The following is a 13,643-nucleotide window of genomic DNA, read 5'->3' on the forward strand; positions in this document are numbered from 1 at the left end:
TCCCCATCACCTGATCGATGGGGAACGCCTAGAAGTTCGCAGGCGTGTTGGCACTGATGATCTCGGCCTCGTCCTGCCCGATGTTGCGGAAGCGATGGGGCAAGGTGCTGGGGAAATAGTAACCGTCGCCAGCATTGAGGATGTTGGCCTGGCCATCGATCGTCAGCTCGACTGTCCCACGGGTCACCAGCCCGCACTCCTCGCCTTCGGCATGCACGATGGGCTCGTCACCGGAACTGGCTCCCGGCGCATATTGCTCACGCAGAAAGCGCATCTGCCGGCTTGGCAAGGTGGCCCCGACCAGCAGCAGACGCAGGCCGTTACGACCGAGGTCGGGCTGGTCATTGGCACGGAACACGTATTGGTCCTGTCCCGGAGGCTGATCGAAGGTGAAGAAATCCGCCAGGGTCATGGGGATGCCTTCAAGGAGCTTCTTGAGAGAACTGACCGAAGGGCTTACCCGGTTCTGCTCGATCAACGAGATCGTGGCATTGGTCACACCGCTGCGTCTGGCGAGCTCGCGCTGGGATAACTTGTAGCTTTCGCGCACAAGCTTGAGTCGTGCTCCTGTGTCCATGGCCGCCTTGTATGAAAAATGGTCGGAGAGTAGGCGCGGCTCATGGTGCCGACACCACAACCCCCGCAAAGGCCGCGTATTAAATCACGTTTGTTTGCGTGCGGAACATGACCACGGGGTTCAACGTCGGGCGTAAGCCTGGCAAGCCTCACGAAATGCCTGAAACAGACGCAGCGACACCGGATTTTCCATGAACTGCCACTCGGGATGCCATTGCACTCCCAGCACAAAGCCGCTTGCACCCGGCATGGAAACCGCTTCGACCAGACCGTCCGGTGCCAACGCCTCGGCCCGTAAAACGGCGGCCAACCGGTCAATACCCTGACTATGCAAGCTGTTGACCTCGAAGCCGGGAGCCAGATCGAGTGCTTCGAGCACACCCCCCGGTTGCACCTGCACGGCATGCTGAGCGGCATATTGCTCTGCCAGCGAATCACTTTGCGGCTCGCGATGGTCCAGGTACCCCGACAACTCATGAACCCGCTGATGCAGGCTGCCCCCCAATGCCACGTTCAGTTCCTGAAAGCCACGGCAGATACAGAAAACCGGCACGCCCTGGGCAATCGCCTGCCTGAGCAAGGGCAAGGTGTTGCGGTCCCGGAACACATCATGCTGAGTGCCTTCAGCACTCGCAGGCCCCTGATAGTGACGGGGCTCGACATTGGAAGGCGAACCCGTGAACAGCAGGCCGTCCAGATGAGCCAGCAACTGCGAGGGTTCGGTTGGCGTGGTCAGCGCAGGCAGCACCACGGGAACCCCGGCGAAAGCCGCGGCTTCGACATATTTGTCTCCTGCCGTATGGGATGAGTATTTACCCAGTTGCTGACGGCAGGCCGTAACGCCTATCAGTGGAAGACGAGACATGATTCAGCCCCCTTGACGGTGAAACCAGGGCGCAGACAGCGAACGGCTATCGCGCAGGATGGCAACGAGTCTAAGATAGTCATCAACGCAATGGGCATGGGCATTCAGGCAATGAAAGTGTGCAGCAATGCAATATGAGATCACTCATGCCGACCTGTCACTGGTGCTGGCACTGGTGCGAGGAGGCACGCTGGCGCGGGCCGCCGAGCTGCTGCATGTCGATATATCCACGGTCTTCCGCTCCATCAGACGGCTGGAAGCGGCCCTGGGGACGGCGCTGTTCGAGAAGAACCGGCGCGGCTATATCCCCACCGACACCGCCCAGGCCATGGCTGAACAGGCCGAGCATGCAGAACTCGCGCTCAACGCTGCTCGCGTGGCCCTGCAACAAGGTGAGCAGGTTGTCAGCGGCACGGTGCGCCTGACCTGCACCGACGCCGTCCTGCACAGCCTGCTGATGCCCGCCCTCGCCCGTTTCATGCCCTCCTATCCGGCGTTGGCGCTGGAACTGGCCACCTCCAACAGCTTCGCCAATCTCAGCCGTCGCGATGCGGATATCGCCCTGCGCCTGACCAATACCCCACCCGAGCACCTGATAGGCCGACAACTGGGCTCCACCCACTATGTCCTGTGCGGGCACCCGGATTATCGAGAGGCACTGCAAGATACACCGACGTCCGTACCCTGGATCAGCCCGGATGACTCCATGCCGGATCACCCATCGGTGATCTGGCGCAGACAAGCATTCCCGGCGGTGGTACCGCGTTACCGGTGCAGCAGTATGTCGGCTGTTTCGCAACTGGTAGAAGCCGGGCTTGGCGTGGCGGCCATCCCCGACTTCATGGCCCGTCACCTGGCAGGTATCGACGTGCTGAGCCCGCCGCTGGATGGATGCAGCACCGACCTCTGGTTCCTGACGCGTCCCGATTGCCGGGCATTGCGCTCGGTACAGGTGCTGCTGGATGAGCTGACACCGCTTTTACGCAAAGCGTTGGGTTGAGACGTCAACGGATGCAGAGGCCGCCGTATTCAACCGTACTTCAAACCGGCAGCCATTCGGTTCCCGGCTGGTCAACAGCACTTGCCACTGCTGATTGATACAGATGCGTTTAACCAGCGACAGCCCCAGCCCCAAACCGTCGCCACGTTGTTCGTCGCCTCTGATGAAAGGCTGAAACATTTCCTGCTGTTTCTCGGCAGGAATCCCGATGCCGCTGTCCTCGACCACAAAGCTGTCGACGTCCAGGATCAGGCGGATAAACCCCTGATCGGTGTAGTGCCAGGCATTGCGCAGCAGGTTGCCCATCACCGAATGCAGCAATGTGGCGTTATACAAGGTGCTCGAGGTGTCCACCGGTTCGTAGATCAGTTCCAGGCCTTTTTGCCGGATGGGTTCACCCCAGAGCTCAGCCAGTTCATTGGCCGCCATCCGCAGGGTCGAACGCGGTCCCTGTTGAGGCTGATTGCTTTCGGCACGCGCCAGCAGCAGGAAGGTTTCCACCAGTTGCTGCATCGCGGTACTGGCCTTGGCAATCCGCATCACCTGCGACCGGGAGCGGGAATCCAGGCTCGGGCTTTCCAGCAGCAATTCACTGGAGCTGATCAGCACCATCAAGGGGGTCCGCAACTCGTGGCTGACATCGCTGGTAAACAGCTTTTCACGGTCCAGGGCCTGCCGTAACTGCCCCTGGGTCTTGTCGAAGGCCATGGCCAGCGTACCGACTTCGTCCTGGGCATAGTCCGGCGCCAACGCCGGAACGTTTCCGAAACATCGCTCACGCTGCCGGACCTGACTGGACAGACGGATCACAGGAGCCATGACTCGATGAGCCAGCAGACGCCCCAGGAGAATGGCCAGCAGAACGCTCAGTACAAAACTGATGAAGGCGATACCCCAGAAAATGCGTTCGCGCTTGATCGAGCTGCGCAGATCGCGCAACAACACATATTTGCGACCGCTGACCGACTCGACCATGGCGTAGTAGACATGCTTGTCGCGAGTAAGCTCATGAAAGCCCTCTGTCAGCTCCGCAAGGTCCGGCGTCATGGCCAGATCACCGACGCCGCCCTGCACATAGAACAGTGAACGCCTGTCAGGTCTGTGGCCCCAATCCTCAGCGTTGTCCATGACCAGAAGCCGGTGCAGGTCGCTGCCGAGGGTAATGATTGCCAGTCTTTTTTCGACGATATGAACGGTCGCCACGACGCCAATGGCAAAAACCCCGGCAATCACAGTGCTCATCAGTGCAAAGACCATGACGATGCGTTGCTTGAGGCTATGTTTTGTATCCATGGACGACTTGACTCGACTGCCTGATATCACCCCGGTCAGGGCCACTGATTATCAGGCAGAGGATGTAGTTATTTCGTCAAGGCATGCTACTGACCACCCGCAGCGCCAACCCTTCATAGGCATCCAGGGTGATGGTGAACTCCCCCTGATCGGTCAGGTCGCCTTCGACCCGTTCATTGATGATGTCCACCACAGGCCCCGGTGCGATATCCGGCAGGTGAAGGGTTTCGACAATGGGCTGGGAGCTGAAGTTGAGGGCCGTTATCTGCGTGCCTTTGCCGGCGGGCAATTCATGGACCATGACCAGCAGGCCGGGATGTTCTACATCCGGGATCAATATCTGACGGCTGGCAGCGATGTCATAGGCCCGACGGACAGCGAGTATCTTCTTGAGCTGCGAAGCAAATGAGTCAGGGCGTTTCAACTGACTGACCAGACTGCCGTACAGGGTTCTGGGCCGAGGCATATGCCCCGCGGAAAACTCCGCTTCCGGATCAAGGTCCACCAGATCGTAGGCCCCGCGATGAATCCAGCGGGTGTCGCCATCCTGCATCAAATGCTGAACCTGCTCGGCTGGCAACGGCAATGCACCGACCAGGTCCCAGCCGGACAAGGCGAAAACACCGGGCTGCATGGCGTTGTACATCACCAGCAACAGATGAATGTGCTGAATCTGCCGGATGTCGGCCTCACTGATGCTGTCGAGGTCACGAATCCCCAGGGCTGCGGTGATGATGCTGGCGGTGGTGCACGAAACACCATTGGTGACGAACTTGAGGTTGTAAGGGGCGTGCTCCCCCGCCAGGCGCTCATACATTTCTTCGCGGATATGTTCGCGCAGGATGTTGCCGGGAAAGGTCTGCCCCTGATAGTGATAGGTGTCGTGGGCATGCAGGGTCCAGAAATGCACCAGTTCCAGGGTCAGCTCATCGTGATTTTGCAGGGCATGGATCAATGAGGCCGGGTCGATCCCGAAGAGGTGCGTCTGGCGCAGCATCAGGCGCAGGAACTCGGTGGTGCCGGTCAGCAGCGCGTGCTGGTAGGCCGGGCGGGTAATGAAGTCATAGGACAGGTCGGCCCCGCCATGGGACATGGCTGCAATGTCGTCCAGCGTCAGGTTAAGTTCCTGGAAACTGAACCCTCCGGCCTTGCGGATCGCCCCGCCCAGCAACTGGTTGCCGGTGATCGACAAGGGGTGGCTTTCGGACCAGGCCGTGCCTTCGGCCTTGCGCTCCACCCCCAGGAAACCGTTGGCATCCAGACGTAGCACCCTGGCCCCCATGGCATCGATGGCATGCAAGGCGTCACCGATGATCATCTGTTGCGCCGCAAAACTGGGATCGAGCCAGTTGAGCGATGGCTGGCCATCCTTGAAGTAATGCAGATAGACCCAGCGTCTGGCCTTGCCGTCGACGCCCTGCACCACGGCAGTAGCGCTCCAATCGGTTTCCTTGACGCCCGGCTCGAAAAAGATGACGCGCTGCAATTGTCCGACGATGTAGTGCTTGTCCCTGAGTTGATCGACCACCTCCGGCATCAGGTTGACGGAATCCTCACCGGCCGGCACCTCCGGCAACAAAGGCCAGTCTTCCTCCCGGATCTCGACCATGTGATACAGGCCGGGGTAATCCTCGTAAGCCATTTCCGCCAGCCGGAAATCCGCTCCCTTGCCGGTGTGGGACGGAATCACATCATCGATGATGACGGCGTTGTGCGCCGCCGCAATGCGACTGAGGCTCAGCAACTGGGCTTCGGTCCCCAATTGAGGATCGATGTCGAAACTGATCCGGTCAAAATTGCCGTCGATGCTGGGCGTCCGGTTCTTTCCCTGAAGCCCGCCGGACAACTTGAGCGGCCCGTTATGAATGCCCTGTATCCCGATTTCGGACAAGGCGTGCCAAAGCGTCTCGTCTCCCAGCGCTTCCAGCACCGAGCCCCCTTCACGGGTAATGATCGAGGCCGGATAGGCCGTGAACCAGACCGAAGCGATCGCCGAGGCATCCCGGGGACGGGCATGGGCGAAAGGCCTCTGCCATAACCGGCCCTGCCCGCCATAGGCCTTGGCACGCTGCCTTGCGGTATTGAGCATCGATTGTGCAACCAGCCAGTCCAGGTACTGCTTGTCCGGTGTCGTCATAACGTTCAGTCATCCACTGCCTGAGGGTGGCTCAGAACAGCCCGCATGCGGGCTGCCCTGAATTCATTACCTGTTGTTATGAGCCTTGTGGAGCCGAAACGTTGCATTTGCCTTCAGGTCGCCAGCTGCGGAACGGCCATGACCGAAGGTTTCTTCAAGGCTTGCAACACAACATTGGCGGCGTTGGACAGCAACGAGGCCGGGCGTGCCACAACGCTGATATGGCGCATGATCATCAAGGGTAGCGGAATCTGCTCCAGATCACGGAAACGCCCCGCCAGCAACGCGCTGGGCAGGATCGAGATGCAATGCCCCCTGGCAATCAAGTCCAGCAATGTTTCCAGGCAACTGAGCTCACCCCGGTAGCCAAGGCGCAATTGGCCCGAGGCCATCTGATTGTGCAATCGCTCCATCCCTGGATGGCGCCAGGCCACATAGCGCATGGTCTGGGAAAGCTCGGCAAAGGTCCTGACAGCAGGAGACCGGCCCTTGGCGGTGACCAGTACATAATAGTCGGACCAATGATGATGCTCGACATAGTGCTCGCCCAGCATCGTATTGGGCAGGATCAGAATATCGGCCAGCTCTTTTCTCAGAGGCTCCAGCGAGGGGGTCTGTTCGTTGCCGTGCAAGACATTCAGGTGGATGTTGGGATAGGCCCGGGCGAGAAAATCCAGCGACGCATCCAGGCTGGTTTCATGGATATGTGTGAAATAGCGAATGGTTACAGAGCCGCTGGCCTCATTTTTTTTAGTTGTTCAAGTGTAGCCATGATGTTTCCAAGCGTTTGAGTGATGACCTTTCCTTCTGGTGTGAGGGTGCAGCCCGTGCGGCTGCGGATGAAAAGGCGCTTCTCGAAGAAGTCTTCGACCTCCTTGATGGCATAGCTGATATTGGACTGACTGCACCCCAGGATGGCAGCGGCCTCCGAGAACGAACCATGCAACGCAACGGTTTGAACGACTTTGAAAAAATGGGTTTTCATGTTTCCTGCACTCTGGACATGGCAATAGTGGGCGCAAGCCTGCAATTGAGCAGGTTGGTGAAGGGAATATGGAATCCCCCGCGGACGAAACTCCTGCCTGCCTTCAGGCAGGACAGGAGTTTCGTCAGGCAGAGTAAAGCGACCACCGCCTTTCTCAGGAATGACGCGGCACCTGCGCGCACGTGCCGTTATCGGCGATTTCCTTCACGACTGAATACAGGTCGGCCACAAGGGATATCGGCACCGATACTTCTGAAAAGCAGAGGAAAGCGGAATGACAGGATGGCTTAGTCGTTTTCGGTCCAGTCGAAGTCTAGTTGCAGAGCCGTGCGTTCCGCCAGTTCACGGCTGTGCAGGCGCTCAACCAGGTGCAGGCTCATATCGATCCCGGCAGAAATGCCTGCCGACGTGACAAAGGCGCCCTCATCGACCCAGCGCAGGGTGCTGAGTACGTCGATGGACGGGAACATTTCCTTGAGGTCTGCGATGTCTTCCCAGTGGGTAGTGACCTGTTTGCCTGCCAGCTTGCCGGTCTTGGCCAACATGAAGGCACCGGTGCAGACGGCGGCAACCACACGGCCCGGAACGGATTGATCGCTGATCCAGTGGATGACGTCGGGCTTTTCCAGCTCCGCCGTGACGACACCGCCCGGCACGATGAGGCAGTCCATGGCCGGATGATCGTGGATCGAGTAGTCAGGGTCGACCTTGAGCCCGGCCCTGGCACGAACCGAAGCGGTGCTTCGGCCGATGGTGAACACGTTGAACAAGGGCCGGTCGTCGCGGCTCTTGCGTGCATTCATGCGCGTAGCGGTGGTGAATACTTCATAGGGCCCAGCGAAGTCCAGGACTTCGACGTCGTCGTAGACGTAAATGCCGATATTGAGTGACATGAAAAAGGGGCTCCAGAGTACTTGGTGACAGACTTCAGATTACCCAGTAGGATCACAGCGAACTACTGTCGGTAATGCCAATATCCGGTAACATCCCGCCATGAAAAACCATCTTGTCGTCGCCCTCATCTACAACCAGCTCTGCACATTCGAATTTGGCTGTACGGTTGAAGTCTTTGCGCTGAAAAGACCCGAGCTGGGCGTGAACTGGTACGAGTTCGCCACCTTCCCGGTGGATGACGGCCCGATCACTGCGGCGGGTGGTATCACGATTGTTCCGACCCCGGGCGAAGTCCTGCTGGAGAACGCCGATACCATCATCGTGCCCGGCTGGCGCGGGGTGGAATCCGGTGTGCCGCAACGCCTCATCGAACAGTTGCAGGCAGCCCATGCCCGTGGCGCACGTATCTGCTCGATCTGCACGGGTGCCTTCGTGCTGGCTGCCGCCGGATTGCTCAACGGTCACAAGGTGACCACTCACTGGCGTTACACCGACCTGCTGGCCACCATGTATCCGGGCCTGACCATCCAGCCCAACGAACTCTATGTCGATCAAGGCAATATCGTCACGGCGGCCGGTTCTGCGGCAGGCCTGGACATGATGCTGCATCTGGTGCGCAACGATCACGGTTCCCGGGTCGCCAACATGGTGGCGCAACGCATGGTCATTCCGCCCCATCGCGAAGGCGGCCAGTCACAGTACGCTTCCCGACAACTGGTCGCGGCCAGCGACGGGCCGATTTCCAATCTGATGGACTGGATTCGCAGCGACTTGAAACGCCCGCACACGATCAAGGAAATGGCCGCACGGGCCTCGGTCAGCACCCGGACGCTGCATCGCAGTTTCATGGACAGTACCGGCCTGACGCCTTATGACTGGTTGCTTGGGGAGCGCATCGCGTACGCCAAGGAGTTGCTGGAGTCTTCGCGGATTCGTCTGAGCGAAGTCGTGGACAGGGCCGGTTTTGGCTCCGAAGAGTCCTTTCGTCGGCATTTCCGCAATCTGGTGGGCATCAGCCCCAGCAGTTACCGCAAGCAGTTTGCCAGGGCCTGATGAAGCGTTCAGGCCTGACCGGGCCTGCAACCATAGATCGCCTCGACCAGCGCATCGGCAAACTCGCCCCATGCGCCCGCCACGGCCGTATTGGTCAGAACGACCATACTGATTCCGGCGATCGGGTCGACCCAGTAATGATTGCCGTATAGGCCGCACCACGACCAGGTGCCGGTCCCCTGCGGGTGCCTGGCAAGCACGGGATCGGTCAGAACCACCGGTCCCAGGCCGAATGCCCAGCCCGCCCCCCTGCCCGGCATGACGGTATCGCCAATGGCATTGCCCAGAAGACACGCGGTGGAATCCGTACCGAGCAAGGGAAAGCCGCCCTGCCTCAGACACTCAAGCAGGCGCAGGTAGTCATCGGCAGTGCCCAGCAGCCCCGCACCACCGGAAGCATAAGCCTGCGGATCACGGGCACGAGCTGTCGACAGCCAGGCATGACCGCTGTCGAGCACCAGCACATCATCGTCGTTCATCCGCTCAGGCCCGTCCGGGCCGTCCTTGTAGGCACAGGCCAGCCTTTCTTTGCCACACAGATCAAAACCTGTCGCGCTCATGCCCAGAGGTTCCGTCACCCAGCGAGCAATCGCCTGAGGCAGCGACAGCCCCGTTGCCTGCTCAATGACCGCCCCCATCACATCCGTGGCCAGCGAGTACCCCCAGCCCTGCCCCGGCTCGAACAACAGCGGCACGCTCGCCAGTCGTTCGAGATTCTGCTGCAGCGTCAGGGGCGCACGGTCCAGTCCGTCCGACACGCCGGCCATGACATAAGCATTGCCGGGGGGCTGCTCGAAGCCGTAGCTCAGGCCGGATGAATGCGACAGCAATTGCCGCAAGGTGATCGACGGCTCACGGCCATCGACCAGTCGCGGTCGAAACTGCCCGAGCCAGTCGGTCACCGGCCCCCCCAGCGACAGCACCTCCAGTTCGCAAAGGCGCAAGGCCGTGACCGACGTCAGCAGCTTGGTCAGGGAAGCCAGTCGAAACGGGGTGTCCCGCCTGACCGGCACACGATGCTCGCGATCGGCCCAGCCTCGGGCCGATGCATACCGAATCTCGCCCTGCTGAGCCACCCGCAATACACCGCCGACAATCGTGCCCCGGTCGACAGCGTCATGCCAGGTTTCAGCCAGACGCTCGATGACCTGCGCATCGATGGACGGCATGATCTAGAGCCCCCTGACTGCGTGGCTGAAAATCTGCGAGTAGACCTGCGCCGAGTGACGAATCGGGTTGGTGTGCGAGCAACCATCCTCGAAAGACATGCGACCGATCAGTTCCGCATCCCCCTCATCGATACCAATGGCACCGAGCGTATGCGGAATGCCGATCTGCTCACGCAGCTGCAACACCCACTCCATGACACCTCGGAAGCCCGGCGTGGGCAAACGCAGATCCACCGCCAGATCGTCCATCTGCCGGACCAGTGCCGATTCGTTGGCTTTCAGCACATAAGGCAACAGAATCGCATTGAGCAGACCATGATGCTGGTCGTACAACGCCCCCAGCGTCTGCGCGATGGCATGCACGCCTCCCAGCCCCCGCTGAAAGGCTGCGGCGCCCAGGCTGGAAGCCACCAGCATGTGCTGACGGGCTTCAAGATCCTGACCGTCGGCCACGACCCTGGGCAGGTAGTGCTTGATCAACTGCATGCCCTTGACCGCAGCGGCTTCGGCCAGCGGATGATAGACCGGCGAACAGTACGCCTCCATGCAATGGGTCAGCGCATCGGCCCCCGTCGCGGCGGTCAGGTGAGTGGGCAGGTCCAGGGTCAGATTGGCATCCAGAATGGCAATGCGCGGCATCATCCGGATATGCAGGATGGTGCGTTTGACACGTGCCTCCTCATCGGTGATCACCGAGGCCCGCCCGACCTCCGATCCCGTACCGGCCGTGGTGGGCAAGGCAATCACCGGAGCAATGCCCAGAGGATCGACCCGCAGGTGGTTCTGGTCCTTGTCCTCGAAGTCCCAGAGCGGGCGGGACTGCCCCGCCATCAGGGCCACCGCCTTGGCGGCATCGAGTGCGGAGCCCCCGCCAAAGGCGATGACGCCGTCATGATCGCCTGCCTTGTAGGCCTCCAGCCCCTGGGCGACATTGCCGCCGGTAGGGTTGCCCTTCACCTGGTCGAACAGCCCGCAATGCCCCAGCGCCTCCCGGCAATCGGCCACGGCACGGTGGATCATGTCGGTGCTGCCCAGAAACGTGTCGGTAATCAGCAGCGGGCGCTTGATCCCCGTCACCCGACACGCCTCGGCCAGTTCCCTGACACGCCCTGCCCCTACTCGCATCGCCGTAGGGTAGTTCCAGTCGTTCGTCTGCATGTGTCTATTCCTTCATGAATGCGGGAGAGGTTCAGTTGACAAGGCCGGCTGGCAGCAAGCCGATCAGCAGGCGCAAGCCGAACGCAACCATGAACAGGCCGGTGATGATGTCGATGGCTTTCTTCATCCGCTGATAGCGCTGTTGAACGGCCGGAATCGAAAACAGGGTCGCCAGCAGTACGAACCAGGAAATGGCCAGGACCGCAATGATCGAGACACCGGCCGTGCGCACCCACATCGGCATGCCCGGCGTGGTGACGGTCGTGAATACGCTGGTGTAGAACGCCAGCGCCTTGGGGTTGGTCATGTTGGTCAACAGCCCGAAACGGTAGGCACGCCCCAGGCTGCCGATTCCCAGGGACTGGATGTCCCGGGGCGCGGGTTGATTGCCCGCACTGCGCAGGCTCTTGCTGCCCAGCCAGGTCAGGTAGGTTCCACCGAGCAATTGCAAGGCCGGTTGCAACCAGGGCAGTTGCTGAAAGATCAGCCCCAGACTGGTGGCTGCCAGCAAGGCCCAGATGATACTGCCCGAGGCGACGCCCAGACCGGCACAGATACCCTGTTGTCGGGACTGGCTGAACGACAGTTGCGTAATGACCAGAAAATTCGGGCCAGGGCTGATGATCAAAACGATGAAAGCACCGGCAAGCGCAGTCAACAACGTGATCTCGTACATGGAGAGATATCCTTTCAATTCAATGAGTGATGGAGGTTTCGGTTTTTCGTTAAGGCCGGACGGCCGCTGTTTTCTTCGTGCCTAAAGCGCTCATGCACGACTCGACCGCCCGGCGCGCTTCGATCAGCGCCCGGCAGGCCGGGTCTGGCGTCGGGGCGTAGTGGTTGTAGAACGTGCAGCCTTCGACGGCAGGCCCCAGCACCCAGAGCCTGTGCTGCACCTTGCCGTCAGCGCCCAGCGCCCGCCCGACGCTGTCCGTCTCAATGCCGTCGGCGGGACAGGCATGGGCCGCACGCACCATCCCCTGGCGCTGCAAGTCCCGGACAAGGGGCTGATCGTTGTGCAACAGGCCGCTACGGGGGACACGGGCCTGGATCACGCTGTCGAACACGAGGTCCGAATCGCTTGCTCGGTCCATGGGCGGTAGAACCGTGACGACTCCCGCGTCGATCAATGCCAGCAGGTCTTCATGACGCTCCTTTTGCGGGCCGCCGACCAGACGGTTGGAGAGCGCCGCCCAGGTGCCATAGAACGCTTGCGTCGAGCGTTCCGTCAGGCCCTTGCGGTCAACCAGCATGCGCAACAGGTCGCGGTAATCGCGCCAGACCTCCAGGGCCTGCTTGAGCGGGCTACGTGCAGTGCCTCGACGACTGAGCGCCAGGTCATGCTCGATCCACTCACGGAACCAGCGACTGTAATCCTCGGGATTGCCGTGCCAGCGCTGGGTGACCAGCCATTGCCCCGGCTCGAACAGCCCCCATTGCCCGGCAAGCCGGGAAAAGAGTGCCTGTCGGGCCAGAGGGTCATTCGCCTCGCGAAGCCATTGCTGAATGCCCGCCAGTTGCCGAGGCGCTTCCAGACGAACCCTGGCCTGATAGAACACCCCGCGCATTTCGTCCTCGATCAGCGGCAGAATGTCGTGCTCAAAATCCAGTTGCCCGTTCGCGCGCTGTCGCCGCAAGGCCGCAATGGCCTCCGCCGTGAAAAACAGCCGAGGCAAGATCGGCTCTGTACCGGGCTCGCCCTGTGGCCGGGCGTGAAATGCCAGCCCTGAGCGGGAAAACAGGTAGATCTTCGGCTCACGCCCTGACGGCATGTAGCGCCAGCCGGCTACCCCGTCGGCAGGTACATACCGCCCGCCTCGCCCCTGAGTCAGGGCTGCCACGGTATCCATGGCGGTAAGCCCCAGCCCCTCGATGGCCACACGCTCACCGACGACTTCCGGTTCGGTCTGCCGGACATGGCCAGTGGTGAGAAACACCGCCTCGGTCGTGAGCTGTCGGCCACAAGAGGTTCGCAACCTGAAGCCCGGACCGTCTGGCAATGCCTCGCAACGGATGACCTCTTCAGCGTAATGGCGGACCTGAACATGGGCCGGACACTGCTCAAGCAGAACGCGATAGCTGTCCTGCAAGTAGAGCCCGAGCAACTTTCGCGGCACGAAATCGCCAAACGCAACCGGACGCCCACGTCCTCTGTCACAGGTATGTCCCCGCTCATCCAGGTGCACACCCTGTGCTGTACACCATTGCAGGAAGGTCATGCCCGCCGGCTCACAGACCGGAAACGCGCTTGAAAACGCCGAGAGCTGGCCGGCCATGGTGTTGAGCATCAGATAGTCCGGCTGTTCAATACCGTGCAGGCCGCTGCCGGGTGTCCGGGGGTCGAAGAGTTCGATCAGCCAGTGCTGCGCCGGGTCCTGGCGGGTCATGCCGATCAACTGTTCCAGAATGCTCAGCCCTCTGGAGCCCATGCCGATCAGGGCGACCTTGCGTGTTTCAGGTTCATCGCCCGGAAGGCTGTCTGCACGGCAATCAATGGATAAAGACTGCATGGG

At 60.7% G+C, this 13,643-nt stretch carries 13 protein-coding genes; 2 read left to right on the forward strand and 11 right to left on the reverse strand.

The features are described from left to right. Window positions 1–28: 28 nt before the first annotated feature. Both ACIPY9_RS07740 and ACIPY9_RS07745 read right to left on the reverse strand, forming a co-directional pair. Window positions 29–577, reverse strand: a complete 549-nt coding sequence (locus ACIPY9_RS07740) for a cupin domain-containing protein (RefSeq protein ID WP_400698922.1) — start codon at window positions 575–577, stop codon at window positions 29–31. Window positions 578–697: 120 nt separating this feature from the next. After that, window positions 698–1,441 carry a gamma-glutamyl-gamma-aminobutyrate hydrolase family protein gene (locus ACIPY9_RS07745; RefSeq protein ID WP_400698925.1) on the reverse strand — a complete coding sequence of 248 codons (744 nt, stop codon included), beginning with the start codon at window positions 1,439–1,441 and terminating at the stop codon, window positions 698–700. Window positions 1,442–1,568: 127 nt separating this feature from the next. On the opposite strand from ACIPY9_RS07745, the gene ACIPY9_RS07750 reads away from it, so the two are divergent. Next, window positions 1,569–2,441, forward strand: coding sequence for a LysR family transcriptional regulator (locus ACIPY9_RS07750; protein WP_400698927.1), 873 nt, complete (start codon window positions 1,569–1,571; stop codon window positions 2,439–2,441). Here the strand turns inward: ACIPY9_RS07750 and ACIPY9_RS07755 are convergent. The 5 genes from ACIPY9_RS07755 to ACIPY9_RS07775 all read right to left on the reverse strand — a co-directional run bounded on the left by ACIPY9_RS07755 (window position 2,421) and on the right by ACIPY9_RS07775 (window position 7,749). Further along, a complete protein-coding gene (locus ACIPY9_RS07755; RefSeq protein ID WP_400698930.1) occupies window positions 2,421–3,734 on the reverse strand; it encodes a sensor histidine kinase in 1,314 nt (437 codons plus the stop codon). The genes ACIPY9_RS07750 and ACIPY9_RS07755 overlap by 21 nt on opposite strands. 76 nt (window positions 3,735–3,810) lie before the next feature. After that, window positions 3,811–5,871, reverse strand: a complete 2,061-nt coding sequence (treS, locus tag ACIPY9_RS07760) for a maltose alpha-D-glucosyltransferase (RefSeq protein ID WP_400698933.1) — start codon at window positions 5,869–5,871, stop codon at window positions 3,811–3,813. Between the two features lie 113 nt (window positions 5,872–5,984). After that, complete coding sequence (locus ACIPY9_RS07765) at window positions 5,985–6,560, reverse strand: LysR substrate-binding domain-containing protein (RefSeq protein ID WP_400699108.1); 576 nt, start codon at window positions 6,558–6,560, stop codon at window positions 5,985–5,987. 35 nt (window positions 6,561–6,595) lie between these two features. Continuing rightward, a complete protein-coding gene (locus ACIPY9_RS07770) occupies window positions 6,596–6,856 on the reverse strand; it encodes a LysR family transcriptional regulator (protein WP_400698936.1) in 261 nt (86 codons plus the stop codon). Between the two features lie 287 nt (window positions 6,857–7,143). Further along, window positions 7,144–7,749 (reverse strand): DJ-1/PfpI family protein, encoded by a 606-nt coding sequence (locus ACIPY9_RS07775; RefSeq protein ID WP_400698939.1) that lies wholly within the window; start codon window positions 7,747–7,749, stop codon window positions 7,144–7,146. Window positions 7,750–7,849: 100 nt separating this feature from the next. Between ACIPY9_RS07775 and ftrA the strand changes: the two genes are divergently transcribed. Beyond that, window positions 7,850–8,803: a transcriptional regulator FtrA gene (gene ftrA, locus ACIPY9_RS07780; RefSeq protein WP_400698942.1), complete on the forward strand. Its 954-nt coding sequence runs from the start codon at window positions 7,850–7,852 to the stop codon at window positions 8,801–8,803. Between the two features lie 8 nt (window positions 8,804–8,811). Here ftrA and ACIPY9_RS07785 read toward each other — a convergent pair whose 3' ends face one another. Genes ACIPY9_RS07785 through ACIPY9_RS07800 form a run of 4 tightly spaced genes read right to left on the reverse strand, consistent with a single transcriptional unit; the run spans window position 8,812 to window position 13,640 of the window. Further along, window positions 8,812–9,972: a serine hydrolase domain-containing protein gene (locus ACIPY9_RS07785; protein ID WP_400698945.1), complete on the reverse strand. Its 1,161-nt coding sequence runs from the start codon at window positions 9,970–9,972 to the stop codon at window positions 8,812–8,814. A 3-nt stretch (window positions 9,973–9,975) separates the two neighbouring features. Beyond that, window positions 9,976–11,130, reverse strand: a complete 1,155-nt coding sequence (locus ACIPY9_RS07790; protein WP_400698948.1) for an iron-containing alcohol dehydrogenase — start codon at window positions 11,128–11,130, stop codon at window positions 9,976–9,978. Between the two features lie 31 nt (window positions 11,131–11,161). Further along, window positions 11,162–11,806, reverse strand: coding sequence for a LysE family transporter (locus tag ACIPY9_RS07795; protein WP_400698951.1), 645 nt, complete (start codon window positions 11,804–11,806; stop codon window positions 11,162–11,164). Between the two features lie 49 nt (window positions 11,807–11,855). Next, window positions 11,856–13,640 (reverse strand): FAD/NAD(P)-binding protein, encoded by a 1,785-nt coding sequence (locus ACIPY9_RS07800; RefSeq protein ID WP_400698954.1) that lies wholly within the window; start codon window positions 13,638–13,640, stop codon window positions 11,856–11,858. Window positions 13,641–13,643 lie beyond the last annotated feature (3 nt).

Origin of the sequence: Pseudomonas sp. NPDC089734 (genome assembly GCF_044748865.1) — a bacterium.
Taxonomy (GTDB): domain Bacteria; phylum Pseudomonadota; class Gammaproteobacteria; order Pseudomonadales; family Pseudomonadaceae; genus Aquipseudomonas.